This is a genomic window from Micromonospora sp. NPDC005161 (genome assembly GCF_053599855.1).
On sequence record NZ_JBSFYQ010000024.1, the window covers coordinates 101749 to 118361 of the forward strand.

General features: G+C 72.3%; 15 protein-coding genes. 12 read left to right on the forward strand and 3 right to left on the reverse strand.

What is annotated here, in order from left to right:
* The first annotated feature begins 144 nt into the window (after window positions 1-144).
* Window positions 145-1182 carry an aminotransferase class V-fold PLP-dependent enzyme gene (locus ACWD5O_RS22580; protein WP_450086459.1) on the forward strand — a complete coding sequence of 346 codons (1038 nt, stop codon included), beginning with the start codon at window positions 145-147 and terminating at the stop codon, window positions 1180-1182.
* Window positions 1183-1203: 21 nt separating this feature from the next.
* Here ACWD5O_RS22580 and ACWD5O_RS22585 read toward each other — a convergent pair whose 3' ends face one another.
* A complete protein-coding gene (locus ACWD5O_RS22585; protein ID WP_450086460.1) occupies window positions 1204-2376 on the reverse strand; it encodes an acyl-CoA dehydrogenase family protein in 1173 nt (390 codons plus the stop codon).
* A gap of 98 nt (window positions 2377-2474) precedes the next feature.
* Here ACWD5O_RS22585 and ACWD5O_RS22590 point away from each other — a divergent pair, with 98 nt between their 5' ends.
* Genes ACWD5O_RS22590 through ACWD5O_RS22600 form a run of 3 tightly spaced genes read left to right on the forward strand, consistent with a single transcriptional unit; the run spans window position 2475 to window position 5763 of the window.
* Window positions 2475-3140, forward strand: coding sequence for a TetR/AcrR family transcriptional regulator (locus tag ACWD5O_RS22590; RefSeq protein ID WP_450086461.1), 666 nt, complete (start codon window positions 2475-2477; stop codon window positions 3138-3140).
* A gap of 56 nt (window positions 3141-3196) precedes the next feature.
* A complete protein-coding gene (locus ACWD5O_RS22595; RefSeq protein WP_450086462.1) occupies window positions 3197-4654 on the forward strand; it encodes an aldehyde dehydrogenase family protein in 1458 nt (485 codons plus the stop codon).
* Window positions 4651-5763 (forward strand): zinc-binding dehydrogenase, encoded by a 1113-nt coding sequence (locus tag ACWD5O_RS22600; protein ID WP_450086463.1) that lies wholly within the window; start codon window positions 4651-4653, stop codon window positions 5761-5763. The genes ACWD5O_RS22595 and ACWD5O_RS22600 overlap by 4 nt, the downstream gene beginning before the upstream one ends.
* On the opposite strand, the gene ACWD5O_RS22605 is transcribed toward ACWD5O_RS22600, so the two are convergent.
* A complete protein-coding gene (locus tag ACWD5O_RS22605; protein WP_450086464.1) occupies window positions 5747-6703 on the reverse strand; it encodes a TetR/AcrR family transcriptional regulator C-terminal domain-containing protein in 957 nt (318 codons plus the stop codon). The two genes, ACWD5O_RS22600 and ACWD5O_RS22605, sit on opposite strands and share 17 nt — an antisense overlap.
* A 186-nt stretch (window positions 6704-6889) precedes the next feature.
* Between ACWD5O_RS22605 and ACWD5O_RS22610 the strand changes: the two genes are divergently transcribed.
* A complete protein-coding gene (locus tag ACWD5O_RS22610) occupies window positions 6890-8089 on the forward strand; it encodes an FAD-dependent monooxygenase (protein WP_450086465.1) in 1200 nt (399 codons plus the stop codon).
* 48 nt (window positions 8090-8137) lie between these two features.
* Here ACWD5O_RS22610 and ACWD5O_RS22615 read toward each other — a convergent pair whose 3' ends face one another.
* The gene (locus ACWD5O_RS22615; protein ID WP_450086466.1) at window positions 8138-8995 is read right to left on the reverse strand and encodes an SPFH domain-containing protein; all 858 of its coding nucleotides are present in this window, start codon (window positions 8993-8995) and stop codon (window positions 8138-8140) included.
* 223 nt (window positions 8996-9218) lie between these two features.
* On the opposite strand from ACWD5O_RS22615, the gene ACWD5O_RS22620 reads away from it, so the two are divergent.
* From ACWD5O_RS22620 to ACWD5O_RS22650, 7 genes are all read left to right on the forward strand, one after another.
* Entirely contained in the window at window positions 9219-9980 is a 762-nt protein-coding gene (locus tag ACWD5O_RS22620; protein WP_354964189.1) for an ABC transporter ATP-binding protein, read from the forward strand.
* Window positions 9967-10659, forward strand: a complete 693-nt coding sequence (locus ACWD5O_RS22625; RefSeq protein WP_450086467.1) for an ABC transporter ATP-binding protein — start codon at window positions 9967-9969, stop codon at window positions 10657-10659. Before ACWD5O_RS22620 ends, ACWD5O_RS22625 begins: the two co-directional genes overlap by 14 nt.
* 53 nt (window positions 10660-10712) lie before the next feature.
* On the forward strand, window positions 10713-11963 hold the full coding sequence (locus ACWD5O_RS22630; protein WP_450086468.1) for an ABC transporter substrate-binding protein: 1251 nt from the start codon (window positions 10713-10715) through the stop codon (window positions 11961-11963).
* A 12-nt stretch (window positions 11964-11975) separates the two neighbouring features.
* Entirely contained in the window at window positions 11976-12857 is an 882-nt protein-coding gene (locus tag ACWD5O_RS22635; RefSeq protein WP_450086469.1) for a branched-chain amino acid ABC transporter permease, read from the forward strand.
* On the forward strand, window positions 12854-13867 hold the full coding sequence (locus tag ACWD5O_RS22640) for a branched-chain amino acid ABC transporter permease (RefSeq protein WP_450086470.1): 1014 nt from the start codon (window positions 12854-12856) through the stop codon (window positions 13865-13867). The genes ACWD5O_RS22635 and ACWD5O_RS22640 overlap by 4 nt, the downstream gene beginning before the upstream one ends.
* Window positions 13868-13945: 78 nt before the next feature.
* Window positions 13946-14578 (forward strand): transcriptional regulator, encoded by a 633-nt coding sequence (locus ACWD5O_RS22645; RefSeq protein WP_450086471.1) that lies wholly within the window; start codon window positions 13946-13948, stop codon window positions 14576-14578.
* Window positions 14579-14909: 331 nt separating this feature from the next.
* A complete protein-coding gene (locus tag ACWD5O_RS22650) occupies window positions 14910-16478 on the forward strand; it encodes a DHA2 family efflux MFS transporter permease subunit (protein WP_450086472.1) in 1569 nt (522 codons plus the stop codon).
* Window positions 16479-16613 lie beyond the last annotated feature (135 nt).

The following is a 16613-nucleotide window of genomic DNA, read 5'->3' on the forward strand; positions in this document are numbered from 1 at the left end:
GTCATATCTATACCTCAGAGTCATCATGCTCGTCAGGGACCGGCCCGCCGCGCAGGGCGCACAGGTGGCTCGTCCATGCGCCGCAGGCCGCCGGTCGCCGATTGGCCGTGCCGAACCCCGCTCGTCCCGCCTAGCGTCGGTCCCGTGGACATCGAGCAGGCACAGCAGTTGTGGAAGCCGGAGCCCGGCTGGTTGAACACCGCCTCCTACGGCTTGCCGCCCGAGCCGGCCTGGACGGCGATGCAGGAGGCCCTGGCCGACTGGCGGGTCGGCCGTACGTCGTGGGAGGGCTGGGGAGACTCCGTGCAGCGGGCGCGTACCGCGATCGCCGGCCTGATCGGGGTGCCGGTCGGTGACGTGGCGGTCGGTGCGGCCGTGTCCCAGATTCTCGCGCCGGTCGCGGCGGCGCTGCCGGCCAGTGCCACGGTGGTGGTCCCCGAGGTCGAGTTCACCTCGAACCTGTTCCCCTGGCTGGTCCAGGAGGATCGCGGGGTCAAGGTCCGGACGGTGCCGCTGGAGTCGCTGGTCGACGCGATCGACGCCGACACCGATCTGGTCGCGTTCAGCCTGGTGCAGTCGGCAGACGGGGCTGTCGCGGCGTACGACGAAATCGTGGCCGCGGCCCGCGCGCACGGCGCGCTGGTGGTGGTGGACGCCACCCAGGCGTGCGGCTGGCTGTCCTTCGACGCGAGCCGGGCCGACGTGGTCGCGGTGGGCGGCTACAAGTGGCTGATGAACCCGCGCGGCACCGCGTACGCCTATCTGGCACCGGCGTTGCGTGACCGGCTCCGCCCCGACGCCGCCGGCTGGTACGCGGGCCGCGACCCGCACGCCTCCTACTACGGTCCGCCGCTGCGGCTCGCCGACGACGCCCGCCGGTTCGACATCTCACCGGCCTGGTTCAGCTGGGTCGGCGCGGCGCCCGCCCTGGAGTTGGTCGCCGAGATCGGCGTGCCTGCGATCCGGGCACACGACGTGGCGCTGGCCAACCGGTTCCTGACCGGGCTGGGCCGGCCACCGGGGGAGAGCGCCATCGTCACCGTCGACGTGCCCGACGCGGAGCGGCGCCTGGCGGCGGCCGGCATCCGGGCAGCGGTGCGCGCCGGCCGGGTCCGGGCCTCCTTCCACATCTACTCCACCGAGGCCGATGTGGACGCCGCCCTGGCGGCGCTGACCAGCTGAGCTGGTCAGCACCACCCCCGCTCAGGCCAGGTGACCGCCGATCTTCGTGTACCCGCGCAGCAGGTCGCGCGAGATGATCAGGCGCTGCATCTCGTCGGTGCCCTCGAAGATCCGGTAGAGCCGGACCTGCCGGTACCAGCGCTCGATGGGCAGCTCACGCGTGTAGCCCATGCCGCCGTGGATCTGGAGCACCCGGTCGACCACGCGGTTGACCATTCCGGCGCCGTAGAGCTTGCCCATCGACGAGGCGTGCCGGGGGTCCATGCCCTGGTCGACCGTCCACGCCGACTTCAACACGAGCCAGCGGGCCGCCTCCAGCTCGGTCTCCGAGTCGGCGATCATCCACTGGATGGCCTGGTTGGTGCCGATCTTCGAGCCGAACGTCTCCCGGGTGTTGGCGTGGTCGATGGCCATCTGGAGGACCCGCTCGGCGATGCCGATGGCGTGCGAGGGGATGGTGTAGCGGCCCTTGCCGATCCACTCCATGCCCAGCGTGAAGCCCTGCCCGACCTCGCCGAGGATGTTGCGGTGCGGCACGCGTACGCCGTCGAAGATCAGCGACGCGGGCCCGCCCTCGCCCATGGTCTGGATGAACTCCGAGCGCCAGCCCATCGCCCGGTCCACCAGGAACGCGGTGGCGCCGCCGTTGCGGGCGCCCTTCTCCCGGTCGGTCACCGCCACCACGATGGCGAAGTCGGCGTCGTTGCCGCCGGTGATGAACGTCTTCTCGCCGTCCAGGATCCAGTCGTCGCCGTCGCGGCGGGCGGACAGCCGAATGTTCGCCGCGTCCGAACCGGCACCCGGCTCGGTGATCGCGAAGCAGGAGCGCCGCTCGCCCTCGATGGTCGGGATGAGGAACTCCCGCTTCTGCTCCTCGGTGGCGTGGAACAGGATGTTGTCCGCCTCGCCACCGAAACGGAACGGCACGAACGTGTGGCCCAGCTCGGTCCAGATCAGCGACTGGAGCACCGCCGGCAGGTCCATCCCGCCGTACTCCTCCGGGGTGGCCAGACCCCAGAAGCCGAACTTGCGCGCCTTGAGTTGCAGCTCGCGCACCTCGGAGTGGTCCAGGCCCGGCTGGTGCGCCCGTTCCCGGCGGAGCACCTCCTCCTCCAGCGGCATCACCTCGCGGCGGATGAACGACCGGACGGTGTCCCGTACCGCCCGCTCCTCGTCGGTCAGCGAAAAGTCCACGGTGGTCCTCCTGGCGTCGGTGCTGCCGGTCACCCTTAAACTAGCGGTGTAAGTTTTGCCGCGTCCAGACCCCACGGCCGAGACCCGCGAGGAGCGCAGTGCCCCGACCACGCCAGCCCCGGCTCACCCGGCAGCTCATCGTCGAGACCGCCACCGCGGTGATCGACGCCGAGGGCCTGCCGGCGTTCTCCACCCGCCGGCTCGCCGCCGAGCTGGGCGTGCGCGGTCCCTCGCTCTACAACCACTTCGCCACCAAGGACGAGATCCTGGACGCGGTCGCCGACGCGGTCACCGCCGCCGTGGACACCGGTGGCTTCGCCAGCCGGGACTGGGTCACCGCGCTGCGCGACTGGGCCTGGTCGTACCGGCGGGCGCTCACCGCGCACCCGAACATCGTGCCGTACCTGGCCCAGGGGCCCGGCCGTCGGCCGGCCGCGCTGGCCATGGCGGACGCGGTCTACGGCGGGCTGGTGCGCGCCGGCTGGCCGCCGGCCCGGGCCACCCACATCGGCGCCGCGCTGCGCTACTTCGTGGCCGGGTCGGCGCTCGGCTCGTTCGCCCGCGGCTTCGTCGAGGACCCCGAGCTGTACGCCGCGCACTACCCGCACCTGCGCCAGGCGCACCGGCTCGCCGAGCACCAGCAGAGCGTGGACGAGGGCGCGTTCGCCCTCGGCCTGGACGCCCTGCTGCACGGCCTGGCCGCCGAGTACGCCCGCACCGTCGGCCCCCTCGACCCGGTGGAGTCCACCCGGTCCAGCGGGTAGCGTCGAAACTCCCAGCGCTAGTTTCATCGCCCATCGCCCACCCCCGAAGGGACGACATGGACCTCGCCGCCGCGCCGTCGCAGCTGCTGCCCGACGCCCTGCGCCTCCGGCGCCACCTGCACATCGCCGGCCAGTGGACCGAGTCCACCGCCGGCGAGGTGATCGCAGTGGAGACCCCGAGCACCGGCGAGCCGGTCGGGCAGGTGCCCGCCGGCACGCCGGCCGATGTGGACCGGGCCGTGGCCGCGGCCCGCGCCGCCTTCCCCGGCTGGTCGGCCGCCACCCCCGCCGAGCGCTCCGCTCACCTCGACCGGCTGCACACCGCGCTCGCCGCGCGCGCCGACGACCTCGCCCGCACCATCGCGGTGGAGCTGGGCGCCCCGCTCAAGCTCGCCACCCGGGTGCACGTCGGGCTGCCGCTGATCGTGCTGCGCGACCACATCGCGCTCGCCGCCCGACCACCAATCGAGGAGAGCATCGGCAACTCCCTCGTCGTCCGCGAGCCGATCGGCGTCGTCGGCGCCATCACCCCGTGGAACTACCCGCTGCACCAGGTGATGGCGAAGCTGGCACCCGCGCTGGCCGCCGGCTGCACGGTGGTGCTCAAGCCCAGCGAGCTGACCCCGCTGACCGCGTACCTGCTCTTCGACGCGGTCACCGAGGCCGGGCTGCCGCCGGGTGTGCTCAACCTGGTCCCCGGCACCGGCCCGGTGGTCGGCGAGGCGCTCGCCGGGCACCCCGACGTCGACCTGGTCTCGTTCACCGGCTCCACCGCCACCGGCGCCCGGATCATGCGGCTCGCCGCCGACCGCATCGCCCGGGTCGCGCTGGAGCTGGGCGGCAAGTCCGCCAACGTGATCCTCCCCGACGCCGACCTGGCCGCCGCCGTCAAGGTCGGCGTCGGCAACGCCCTGATCAACTCCGGCCAGACCTGCACCGCGTGGACCCGGATGCTGGTGCACCGCGACCGGTACGCCGAGGCCCTCGACCTGGTCGCCGCCGCCGTCGCCGGCTACCGCCTCGGCGACCCGTTCGACCCGGCGACCCGGCTCGGCCCGCTGGTCTCCGCCGCCCAGGCCGAGCGCGTCCGCGGCCACGTCGACCGGGCTCTCGCCGACGGGGCCCGGCTGGTCGCCGGTGGCCCGGACGCCCCGGTGCCGGCCCAGGGGCACTTCGTCGCCCCGACCGTCTTCGCCGACGTGCACCCGGACAGCGCGCTCGCCCAGGAGGAGGTCTTCGGCCCGGTGCTCGCCGTCATCCCGTTCGCCGACACCGACGAGGCGGTGGCCATCGCCAACAACTCAAAGTACGGGCTGGCCGGCGCGGTGTGGTCCGCCGACACCGACGCGGCGCTCGCGGTGGCCCGGCGGCTGCGTACCGGCGCGGTCGACATCAACGGTGCGCCGTTCAACCCGCTCGCCCCGTTCGGCGGTTACAAACAGTCCGGCCTCGGCCGGGAGTTGGGTGTGCACGGGCTGGCCGAGTTCAGCGAGCTGAAGGCGATCCAGCGATGAGCCCCGAGCCGGCCCCGGCCGCGCCGGTCACCGTCCACGCGCTGGTCGCGCGTGGGGCCGGCGCCGAGCTGCGGGTCGAGCGGGTACGCCTGCCCGCGCCCGGCCCCGGCGACCTGCGGGTGACGATCACCGCGGCCGGCGTCTGCCACTCGGACCTGTCCATGGTGAACGGCACCCTGGCCGCGAGGTTCCCGCTGGTGCTCGGGCACGAGGCGACCGGGGTGGTGGCCGAGGCCGGGCCGAACACCCGGTTGGCGGTCGGCACGCCGGTGGCCCTCAACTGGGCGCCCGCGTGCCGGGCCTGCTGGTGGTGCCAGCACGACGAGCCGTGGCTCTGCGCCGCGAACACAGCCCCGACGGTGGCGCGCGGCGAGACCGACGACGGCACCGGACTGCACCTGACCCTCGGCCTCGGCGCGCTCGCCGAGGCGGTGGTGGTGCCCGAGAGCGCCGTCATCGCCATCCCCGGCGGGCTGCCGCCCGAGCAGGCCGCGCTGCTCGGCTGCGCGGTGCTCACCGGCATAGGCGCGGTCGGCAACACCGCCCGGGTGGCTCCCGGCGAGTCGGTGGCGGTGATCGGGCTCGGTGGGGTCGGGCTCGCCGTGCTCACCGCCGCCCGCCGGGCCGGCGCCACGTCGATCCTCGCCATCGACATCGCCGAGGCCAAGCGCGACCTGGCGCTCGCCGCCGGCGCGACCGACTTCCTGCTCTCCGACGACCGGCTCTCCAAGGAGGTACGGGCACGCACCGAGGGCCGGGGCGTCGACCACGCCTTCGAGTGCGTCGGCCGCGCCGCCACCATCCGGGCGGCCTGGCGGCTCACCCGGCGCGGGGGAGCGGTGACCGTGGTCGGCATGGGCGCGAAGGACGACATCGTCAGCCTCGGCGCGCTCGACATCTTCCACTCCGCCCGGACCCTGCGCTCCTCGGTGTACGGCTCGTCCGACCCGGATCGGGAGGTGCCCGAGCTGGCCCGGGCCGCGCTCGACGGCACGCTCGACCTGGCACCGCTGGTCAGCGGGGTGGTCACCCTCGACGAGGCGCCGGCCGCGTTCGACCGGCTGGCCCGGGGCGAGGGCGCCCGCTGGGTGGTCAGCTTCCCGGACTGAGCTGAGGGTCGGCCTGCGGCGGCTGCTCGATCAGCGCGGCGTAGCCGTCGAGGAGCCGCCGCAGGCCGAACTCGAAGACGCTCTCCAGGTCGAGGTCCAGGTCGCCCTCGTCCGTGAGCGCGGCCATCGTGGAGTAGCCGCGGCTCGTGATCGCGTGCTGAAACGTGGCCACCTGACGGTCCACCCACTCGTCGTCGGTGAGGCCGGTGTCCTGCTCCGCCTGCGCCCGCATCTCCAGGTTCGTCGCGATTCCGCGGACGTACGCCAACAGGGCGATGGCGACGTGCCAGCGCACGTGCCGGTCGAGGCCCAGGCCGGCGGTGGCCCGCAGGCCCCACTCGGTGTGCGCCATGGCGTGGGGCAGCACCTGCGGACGGGCGATCGAGATGGCGTGCGGCAGCCAGCGGTGCCGCCGGTAGGTCGCCCACTGCGCTCGGCCGAGCAGCTCCAGCTGGGCCCGCCACCCGGCCGGCGGAACGGCCGGCAGCGGCGCGTTGGCCAGGACCGTGTCGGCCATGGTCAGGATCAGCTCGTCCCGGCCGCGCACATGCCGGTAGAGCGACATCGTGGACACGCCCAGCTCGGCGGCGATCTGCCGCATCGACACGGCAGCCAGGCCGTCCGCGTCGGCCCGGGCGATCGCGGCCCGGATCAGCCGCTCCCGGGTCAGGTTCGGCTCCGCGCCGGCACCGCTCCGGCGCACCTGCGGCACCGCCGCGCGGGCCGGGGCCACCACCGTGCCCGCGCCCGGTCGGGTCAGCACCAGACCCTCGTCACGCAGCAGTGCGAGGACCTTGGTGGCGGTGGCGATGGCCACCCCGTGCTCGCGGGTGAGCTGCCGGGCCGACGGCACCCGATCGCCCGGACGCAGCTCCCCGACGTCGACCCGGCGGCGGATCTCCGCGGCGATCAGCCGGTACGGCGGCTCGGAACCAGTCATGGCGCACCTCCGGTGCAGCGTACTAGTACGTGCCGCGCCCGGCGGCTCTCCCTGGCGCAGCGTACTAGGTCGGGCCGAGCGCGTGGATCCCTGTGTAACTACCGTTCGCTGCGCGGGACGACCTCCCGTCCGAGCCGCGGTGACGGCTGGGTTGACGGTGTAAAGCACGATCTCAGGAGCGGTGCGATGGACGACAGGACCGTACTCATCTCCGGCGCCGGTGTGGCCGGCCCCGCGCTGGCCTTCTGGCTGCGCCGGCACGGCTTCGCCGTCACCGTCGTGGAGCGGGCGACCGGGCTCCGCCCCGGCGGGCAGGCGGTGGACGTGCGGGGGACCGCCCGGGAGGTCGTCGACCGGATGGGGCTCACCGCCCGGATCCGGGCCGAGTGCGTCCGGGAGCAGGGCATGGCGGGCGTCGACGCGCGGGGTCGGACGCGTTACCGGATGCCGGTGCACGCCTTCGGTGGTGAGGGCATCGTCGCCGACATCGAGATCGAGCGCGGCGACCTGGCCCGTCTGCTGTACGAGGAGACCCGCGCCGACGTGGAGTACATCTTCGACGACTCGATTGAGACACTCACCCAGACCGGGGACGGGGTGCGGCTCACCTTCGCGCGATCCGCCCCGCGGACCGTGGGCCTGGTCGTCGGGGCGGACGGCTCGCACTCGCGTACCCGGGCTCTGGCCTTCGGCCCCGAGTCGGCGTACGTCCGGCCGCTCGGGGCCTACCTGGCCTACTTCACGACCCCGTACCGGAACGAGACGGGCTGGTTCGAGCTGCACAACGCACCGGGTGGTCGGGTGGTGGGCACCCGTCCGACCCGGCACGGCGCGACCAGCGCGCTGTTCAGCTTCGTCTCCCCACCGCTCGACCTGGACCGCCGGGACCGGAACGCCCAGCAGCGCCTCCTCACCGAGCGCTTCGCCGACGTCGGCTGGCGGACCGGGGAGCTGCTGGCCGCGATGCCCGACGCCCCCGACTTCTATTTCGACTCCTACGGGCAGGTGCGGATGGACGCCTGGAGCGCCGGGCGGGTGGCGCTGCTCGGCGACGCCGCCTGGTGCCCGTCCCCGCTGACCGGGCAGGGAACCAGCCTGTCCCTGGTCGGGGCGTACGTGCTCGCCGGTGAGCTGGCGGCGGCCCGGGGTGACCACGTGGTCGCGTACCGCCGCTACGAGGAGACGCTGCGGGCGCACGTGGCGCGCGGCCAGGATCTACCAGGCGGAGGCGTCTCCGGCTTCCTGCCGGCGACACGGACCGCGATCCGTTTGCGCGACGCGTCCATGCGGGCGATGACCTCCCGCCCGTTGCGGGCGCTCACGACCAGGCTCGTCTTCGGCCGGGCCGACGGGTTGACCCTGCCGGAGTACGCCGTCGCCGCGTGACGATCGCCGGGTGACCCGGCCCACCCGGAGCGGGTGGGCCGGTCCCGGTCACTTGCCGGTGACGATGCCCGGGTTGATGCAGAGTCCCGGGTTGGCCCCGTTCTTCTCGGCGATCTCCAGGCAGCGGGTCACCTTGTCGACCTTCGCGTTGGTCTCGGTGATCTGCTTGGAGATCTCGGCGTTCTTGCGGTCCTGCTCCAGGTTGCGGGTCTGGGCCAGCTTGTCCTGGAACGCCTTGATGTTGCCCTCGGTCTTCTCGTCGTGGTTCACCCGGGTGATGGTCACCGAGAGGATGTCGACGTCGGCGGCGAGCCGGGTCTCCGCGCTGGTCTTGATGTTCGCCGCGAAGGGCTTCAGGTCGACGTTCAGGTCGCCGGTCTGGGCGTCGATCTTCTCCAGCGGGTTGTACGCCGCGAACGCGTCGTTGACCGCGCTGTCGAGCTGCACGCCCACCCGCTGGCCACGGAAGCTGGTGAAGTCCCCCTTGTAGTCCATGAACTGCTTCGGCGCGTTCTCCGGCTTGACCTGCCACTCGATGAGCACCTCGACGCAGGCGTCGGCGAGCGTGCCGGTGCGGACCCGTACGCAGTTGTTGCCGCCGATGTGGTCGTACTTCTGCCGGCCCGCGTCCCACTCGCCGACCTTCTGCCAGGGCGCCACCCACTTCAGGCCCGAGCCGGTCACCTCACCGGTGGGCTTGCCGAAGCTGGTGACGATGCCGACCGAGCGGATCGGTACGGAGTGAGCGCTGGAGGCGACGCCGATCAGCAGCGTGAGGGCGAGGCAGCCGAGCGCCGCGAGGGCGGCCGTCCGCTTCACGGCGGATCTCGGGGCGACGAGCGCCAGGACGGCGCAGACCGCCAGGGCGATGGCGAAGACGATCGCCATGGTGAAGCCGACAGGCATGGGCCGGGGGCCTTTCGCTGGGCTGTGTGGATCATCAACCTAGGGGGCTCGGTCAAGTTGGTGACGTCGGGGAGTGGTGTTTCAGCACGTCTCCTGCCGGCCGAATATGGATGCCATCGACATGGCTCGACTCGCAGGACCGGCCGTAGGTTTCCTCCACGCGACGGCCCTGTGACCACGGTCACCGATCGGACGTCGCCGCGACCCTGCGGAGGATGAGGCGATGGCCGGGCAAGCGCTCCTGTCGGCCCGTGGGCTGACCCGAGACTTCCGGGGCTTCCGGGCGGTCGACGACGTCGATCTCGACGTCGCGCCGGAGAGTGTGCACGCGCTGGTCGGCCCCAACGGCGCCGGCAAGACCACCCTGTTCAACCTGCTCACCGGCTTCCTGCGGCCCAGCGGCGGGCGGATCGAGCTGGCCGGGCGGGACGTCACCGGGCTGCCCCCGGAGCAGGTCGCCCGGCTCGGCGTGGCCCGCTCGTTCCAGATCACCAGCCTCTTCCCGCAGTTGTCCGCCCGTGAGCACGTCGCGCTGGCGCTCCAGTCGTCCAGCGGGTTGGGCTGGCGGTTCTGGCGGTCCGCGAAGCTGATGGGCCGCTACACCGGGCGCGCCGACGAACTGCTGGCCATGGTGGGGTTGGCCGAGTTGGCGGACGCCCCCTCCGAGGCGCTGGCGTACGGCCGCAAGCGCGCCCTGGAACTGGCCATCGCCCTGGCGCTGGACCCGAAGGTGCTGCTGCTCGACGAGCCGACCGCCGGGATGGGCCTCGAAGACGTCGACCGCACCGTCGAGCTGATCGGCCGGGTCCGCCAGGGCCGGACCGTGGTGATGGTCGAGCACAACATGAGCGTGGTCGGCCGGCTCGCCGACACCGTCACCGTGCTCCAGGCCGGCAAGGTCCTCGTCGAGGGCCCGTACGAGCAGGTCCGCGCGGACGAGCGTGTGATCACCGCCTACCTGGGAGCCGCTGATGCTGCGCATTGAGAACCTGTCCGCCTGGTACGGCGAGGCGCAGGTGCTGCGGGACGTCAGCCTGGACGTCGCCGCCGGCGAGGTGGTCACCCTCGTCGGGCGCAACGGCGCCGGCAAGTCCACCCTGCTGCGCTGCGTGATGGGGCTGCACTCCGGCCAGCGCGGCACGGTCGAGCTGGACGGGCGGGACGTCGGGAAGCTGCCGGCGCACCGGCGGGCCCGGCTCGGGCTGGGCTGGGTGCCCGACGACCGGGGCAGCTACGCCACGCTGACCGTGACCGAGAACCTCACCCTGCCGCCCCGGGTCGGCCCGGACCCGTGGTCGCTGGAGCGGGTGTACGAGGCGTTCCCCGCCCTCTACACCCGGCGTGACTCCGCGGCCACCACGCTCTCCGGCGGCGAGCAGCAGATGCTCGCGCTGGCCCGGGTGCTGCGGATGGGCGCCCGGCTGCTGCTCTGCGACGAGCCCACCGAGGGGCTCTCTCCACTGTTGGTGCAGCAGGTCGGTGACCTGCTGCGGGAAGCCAAACGGCACGGGGTGACCGTGCTGCTGGTCGAACAGAACCTGCACTTCGCCACCGGCGTCGCCGACCGGCACTACCTGCTGGCCGAGGGACGCGTCGCCGAGGCGATGGACAACTCCGAGGTGCGCTCGCGGGAACGCGAGCTGCTGGCGTACCTCGGAATCTGATTTTTCTCTCAACGACGACCCGCGCGATGAGGCGCGGAATGGATGGAGTGGGCATGCGGAGGACGGTGGGTGTGGCTGCGGCGTCGGCCGCGGTGGTGCTGGTCGCCGGTTGCGGCGGCGGTGGACCCCAGTCGGGCGGCGACCAGAAGCTGACCGGCGACAAGATCGTGCTGGGCGTGCTCAACGACCAGTCCGGGGCGTACTCGGAGTTGTCCGGGAAGAACTCGGTCACGGCGGTGGAGATGGCCATCGCCGACTTCACCGCCAAGTACGGCGACAAGGCGGTGACCAAGGACATCAGCGTGGAGACCGCCGACCACCAGAACAAGCCGGACGTGGCCAACTCCAAGGCCCAGGAGATGTACGACCGCAAGGGCGTCGACCTGATCCTGGACGTGCCCACCTCGTCGGCGGCGCTGAAGGTCGCCGACGTGGCGAAGGAGAAGAAGAAGCTCTACTTCAACATCGGGGCGGCGACCACCGACCTGACCGGCAAGAGCTGCAACAAGTACACCTTCCACTACGCCTACGACACGTACATGCTGGCCAACGGCACCGGGAAGACCACGACCGAGCAGATCGGCAAGAACTGGTACATCCTGTACCCGAACTACGCCTTCGGTCAGGACATGGAGAAGAGCTTCTCCACCGCGATCACCGCGGCCGGCGGGAAGGTCGTCGGCAAGGACGGCGCGCCGTTCCCGAACACCAGCGGCGACTTCTCCACCTTCCTGCTCAAGGCGCCGAGCCTGAACCCGAAGCCGGACGTGCTGGGCACCATGCAGGCCGGCGCGGAACTGGTCAACGTGGTGAAGCAGTACAACGAGTTCAAGCTGCGCGACAAGGGCGTCGGCCTGGCGGTGGGGCTGATGTTCCTCACCGACATCCACTCGCTGACGCCGGCGGCGCTGGCCGGCACCACGTACACCGACGCCTGGTACTGGAACTTCGACGCGAAGAACCGGGAGTTCGCCGACCGGTTCCAGCAGAAGGCCGGCACCCGGCCGACGTTCGCTCACGCGGCCAACTACTCCGCCGCCCTGCAGTACCTGGAGGCGGTGCAGGCGGCCGGCACCGACGACGCGGACGCCGTCGTCAAGGGTCTGGAGGGCAAGACGATCGAGGACGTCTTCCTGCGCAACGGCAAGATCCGCGCCGAGGACCACCGGGTGGTGCACGACGCGTACCTGGCCCAGGTGAAGCCGCAGTCCGAGGTGACCGAGCCGTGGGACTACGTCAAGGTGCTCAAGACCATCCCCGCCGCGGAGGCGTTCCGCGCGCCGTCGGCGGACTGCAAGCTGTGAGCGTGTGACGCTGTGAGCGGATTCGCGCAGAACACGTTCAACGGGTTGGTGAGCGGGGCGTTCTACGCCCTGCTCGCCCTCGGGCTCGCGGTCATCTTCGGCATGCTGCGGGTGGTCAACTTCGCCCACGGCGCGTTCTACATGCTCGGCGCGTTCGGCGCGTACGTGCTGCTCACCGAGGCGGGCGTGCCGTTCTGGGCGGCCCTGGTGATCATGCCGGTGGGGCTGGGTCTGCTGGGCATGGCCCTGGAGCGGGCGGTAATCCACCGCCTGACCCGACTCGACCCGCTCTACAACTTCCTGCTCACCTTCGGCCTGACGCTGATCCTGCAGGACCTGGTGAAGCTGCGCTACGGCGTGCAGTCCAGCCCGTACGCCACCCCGTCGCTGTTGAGCGGGACGGTGAACTTCGGACTCTTCGACTTCCCGACCTACCGGGTGTTCATCCTCGGCTTCGCGGTGCTGCTCTGCGTCGCGGTGTGGTGGGTGCTCACCCAGACCCGGATTGGCATGGTGGTCCGCGCGGCCACCGAGCGGCCCGACCTGACCCGGGCGTTCGGTATCGACGTTGGACGCTGGGTGACCCCGGTCTTCGGCTTCGGCATCGGGCTGGCCGGGCTGGCCGGTGTGCTGGCCGCGCCGATGCGCGCGGTGAACCCGCTGATGGGCGCTGACCTGATCATCGTGGTCTTCGCGGTGGTGGTGATCGGTGGGCTGGGCTCCATCTTCGGTTCGGTCGCCGCCGGCTTCGGCATCGGTCTGGTCCAGGCGTGGGGCGAGGCGTACCTGTCCAACTTCCCGATCGTGTCGCAGACGATCGTCTTCATCGTGATGGCCGCGGTGCTGCTCTGGCGACCGGCGGGGCTCTTCGGCCGTGAGGAGGCGCCGGCATGACCAGCACCGTTGACACCCCGGCGGAGGCACCCCGAGCGGCGCCGCCGTCCGGGCTGGTCGCCGTGGCCCGTGCCCCCGGCTGGGTGCGGTACGCGCTGCTCGCCGTCGGGCTGGCCGTCGCGGCCTGGCTGCCCAACGGCCTCTACCCGGCGGTCGCGGTGGATATCCTCTGCTGGGCGTTGTTCGCCGTCGCGGTGGACCTGCTGCTCGGCTTCACCGGGCTGATGTCGTTCGGGCACGCCGCGTTCTGGGGCACCTCGGCGTACGTCACCGGGTTGGTGGCGATCCACGCCGGCCTACCGTTCCCGCTCGCGGTGCTGGCCGGGGCGCTGGCCGCGGCCGTGCTGGCGGTGCCGATCGGCTACCTGGCGGTCAAGCGGACCGGCATCTACTTCGCCATGGTGACGTTGGCCTTCGCGCAGATGGTCTACTACGTCGCCAACGAATGGCGCTCGGTGACGCAGGGCGAGAACGGCCTGCAGGGGGTGCCCCGGGCGCTGTTCGGCTGGGACCTCACCGACGACTACTACTTCTACTACGCGATCCTGCCGATCGTGCTGCTCGGGCTGGCCGCCGCCTGGCGGATCGTGCACTCGCCGTTCGGTCGGGTGCTGGTCGGCATCCGGGACAATCCGGCCCGGGCGCGGGCGCTCGGCTACCCGGTGCACCGCTACAAGCTCACCGCGTTCGTGCTCTCCGGGTTCATCGCCGGCCTCGGCGGCGGACTGTTCGCGGTCGGCCACCGGTTCGTCTCGCTGGACGTGCTGCACTGGACCACCTCCGGCAAGGCCGTCATCGTGGTGGTGCTCGGCGGGATCGGCACCCTCTGGGGCGGGGTGCTCGGCGCCGGGATCGTGGTTCGGCTGGAGGACTGGCTGTCGTTCTCTGGGTTCGAGGCGATCGGCCTGGTCACCGGCGGCATCTTCGTCCTCGTCGTGGTGCTGTTCCGGCGCGGCATCTGGGGCAGCGCCGCCGCGCTGGCCCGCCGGCTGATGGCGCGCCGCCGGTAAATTCCCGCGCCGGCGCATCCGCCGCGCGCCCTCGTGGCGTACCCCCGAGTAGCGAACACCTACCCGGGGGTACGTCTGGTGCTGACCGATCCGATGCCGGCCGAGGCCGTGGAGACCGCGCACAAGCGGGTCACGCTGGCGGCCGAGGACCTGGACGGCAACCGGGTCGCCACGGTGCTGCTGGAGCTGGCCGGGGAGTGGGGCGTGCCGGCGCTCTGGCAGCAGGTCTGCCAGCCGCTGCTGGCCCGGCTGCCGGGGCGTACCGCCGCCGAGATCGCCGTCGAGCACGCCCTCTGTGCGGGCGTGCGGGTCGGGCTGGACGTGTACCGGCGGGAGCCGGGGCGGTCGCTGCCCACCGGCGGCGTGCTGCTCGCCGGGGCCGAGCGCGAGGCGCACTGCCTCGGAATGCACGCGCTCGCCGCCGCGCTGCGCGAGCACGGTCGCGGCTGCCTGCACCTCGGCCCCGCCCTGCCGTGGACCGCACTGACCAGCGCCGTGTACCGGGCCCGCCCGAGCATCGTCGTGCTCTGGTCGCAGACGCCGGTCACCGGCCGCGCGTACCGCCTGGTGCGCTTCGCCCGGGATTTCCCGCTGCTGCGGGTGAACGGCGCCGGGCCCGGTTGGATCGAGCCGCTCGCCGCGCCGGCGACGCGCCTGCGTACGCTGCCCGCCGCCGTCGCCGCCTGCCTGGCCGCCCCGCGACCATGCTGACCTCGGCGGCTAACCGGCCCTCGCGGGGTGGCCGGCCCTCGCGGGGTGGCCGGCGCGAGGGCGACCGGTGCCGGGTCCGCCTTTGCTCTGCTTCAACCGACGCAACACTCACCGCCCGAAACCGTTGCGCGGGTTGAAGCAGAGCAAAGGCGGCGGGGGGAGTTGCCCCACGGCTCGGAGGCGGACCGGGACCGGACCGGGATGACGTGACGCCGGCCACATACGATACGGATCGGTTCCGTATCGTTAATGCCGCCAGTACTCTGACCGGAGTTACGAGTCTGGCCCGTATCGTATTGCGCGGCCGGTGAAACCGGGGGGAGAACCGGGCATGGAGCTGCACGACAACACCGGACATCCGAGGAGGTGGGCGATCCTGGGGGTGCTGGTGATCAGCCTCCTCGTCGTCGTCCTCGACAACACGATCCTCAACGTCGCCCTACGCACCCTGGCCGATCCGGTGCACGGCCTCGGCGCCAGCCAGGGCGAGCTGGAGTGGTCCATCAACTCCTACACGCTGGTCTTCGCCGGGCTGCTGTTCACCTTCGGGGTGCTCGGTGACCGCGCCGGACGCAAGCGCTTCCTGATGATCGGGCTGGCGCTGTTCGGCCTGGCGTCGCTGCTCTCCGCGTACGCCCAAGACCCGGCACAGCTGATCGCGGCCCGCGCCCTGATGGGGGTCGGCGGCGCGGCCATCATGCCGGTGACGCTGTCGATCATCTCCAACGTCTTCGACCCGCGCGAGCGTGGCCGGGCGATCGGCGTCTGGGCCGGCGCGGTCGGGCTCGCGGTGGCGATCGGTCCGATCCTCGGCGGCGCGCTGCTGGAGCACTTCTGGTGGGGCTCGGTCTTCCTGATCAACGTGCCGGTGGTGGTCGCCGGCGTCATCCTGGTCGCCCTGCTGGTGCCCGAGTCGCGCGACCCGCGCCCGGGCCGGGTCGACCTGCTCGGCGTCCTGCTCTCCGTGGTCGGCCTAGTCGCCCTCTCCTACGGCATCATCGACGGCGGCGAGCACGGCTTCGGCCGTCCGGTGGCCTGGGGTTCGATCGTCGTCGGCCTGGCGGTGCTCGCCTGGTTCGTGGAGCACGAGCGGCGCAGCGACCACCCGTCGCTGGACGTCCGGCTGTTCCGCCTGCCCCGGTTCGCCGCGCCGGTGGCCATCGTCGGCCTGGTGTTCTTCGCCGCGATGGGCGTGATGTTCTTCAGCTCGTTCTACCTGCAACTGGTACGCGACTACAGCCCGCTGCAGACCGGTCTGCTCTTCCTGCCCTTCGCCGGCGCCCAGCTGATCTTCGCGCCGCGCAGCGCCGCGATGGTCCGCCGCTACGGCGGCCGGGCGGTCGCCACCGTCGGGCTGGCGCTGACCACGGCGGCGCTCGCCGCGTTCGCCTTCGTCGACGCGTCCACCCCGATCTGGATCGTGCTGGTCGTCTTCTTCTTCCAGGGCGTCGGAATGGCCAACATCATGCCGCCGGCCACCGAGTCGATCATGTCGGCGCTGCCCCGGGAGAAGGCCGGCGTGGGCTCCGCGGTGAGCAACACCGTCCGCCAGGTGGCCGGCGCGCTCGGCGTGGCGGTTCTCGGCTCGGTGCTCTCCGCGGTCTACCGGGCCGACGTGGACGGCGCGCTGACCGGCCTGCCCGCGCAGGCCCGTGACGCGGCGAACGAGTCGATCTCCGGGGCGTACGCGGCGGCCGGGCAGCTCGGGCCCGCGGGGCCGGCGCTGATCTCGGCGGCCAACGACGCCTTCGTCACCGCCATGCACTGGGCGGCGGCGCTCTCCGCGGTGGTCGCCGCGCTCGGGATCGTGGTGGTGCTGCGCTGGATGCCCGGCCGGGAGGCCGTGGCGGACGCGCCGGCGGCGCCGGTCGCCGAGCCCGAGTTGGCCGGGACAGCCTAGGTTCGGGGACAATGTCCGACATGACGTCCACTGCCGATGCTCCGCGGTCGCCCGGGCGACCGCGGGGCCACCGCCCCCAAGATGCGATCATCCAGGCCCCCCGCGACCAGCTCGCCCTAGGCAGGACCAGCGAGC

Bases quoted from the DNA above. Each gene is read 5' to 3' on its own strand.
- ACWD5O_RS22595 (WP_450086462.1), top strand. From the start codon at position 3,197: ATGGACCTCGCCGCCGCGCCGTCGCAGCTGCTGCCCGACGCCCTGCGC.
- ACWD5O_RS22600 (WP_450086463.1), top strand. From the start codon at position 4,651: ATGAGCCCCGAGCCGGCCCCGGCCGCGCCGGTCACCGTCCACGCGCTG.
- ACWD5O_RS22605 (WP_450086464.1), bottom strand. From the start codon at position 6,703: ATGACTGGTTCCGAGCCGCCGTACCGGCTGATCGCCGCGGAGATCCGC.
- ACWD5O_RS22610 (WP_450086465.1), top strand. From the start codon at position 6,890: ATGGACGACAGGACCGTACTCATCTCCGGCGCCGGTGTGGCCGGCCCC.
- ACWD5O_RS22615 (WP_450086466.1), bottom strand. From the start codon at position 8,995: ATGCCTGTCGGCTTCACCATGGCGATCGTCTTCGCCATCGCCCTGGCG.
- ACWD5O_RS22620 (WP_354964189.1), top strand. From the start codon at position 9,219: ATGGCCGGGCAAGCGCTCCTGTCGGCCCGTGGGCTGACCCGAGACTTC.
- ACWD5O_RS22625 (WP_450086467.1), top strand. From the start codon at position 9,967: ATGCTGCGCATTGAGAACCTGTCCGCCTGGTACGGCGAGGCGCAGGTG.
- ACWD5O_RS22630 (WP_450086468.1), top strand. From the start codon at position 10,713: ATGCGGAGGACGGTGGGTGTGGCTGCGGCGTCGGCCGCGGTGGTGCTG.
- ACWD5O_RS22640 (WP_450086470.1), top strand. From the start codon at position 12,854: ATGACCAGCACCGTTGACACCCCGGCGGAGGCACCCCGAGCGGCGCCG.
- ACWD5O_RS22650 (WP_450086472.1), top strand. From the start codon at position 14,910: ATGGAGCTGCACGACAACACCGGACATCCGAGGAGGTGGGCGATCCTG.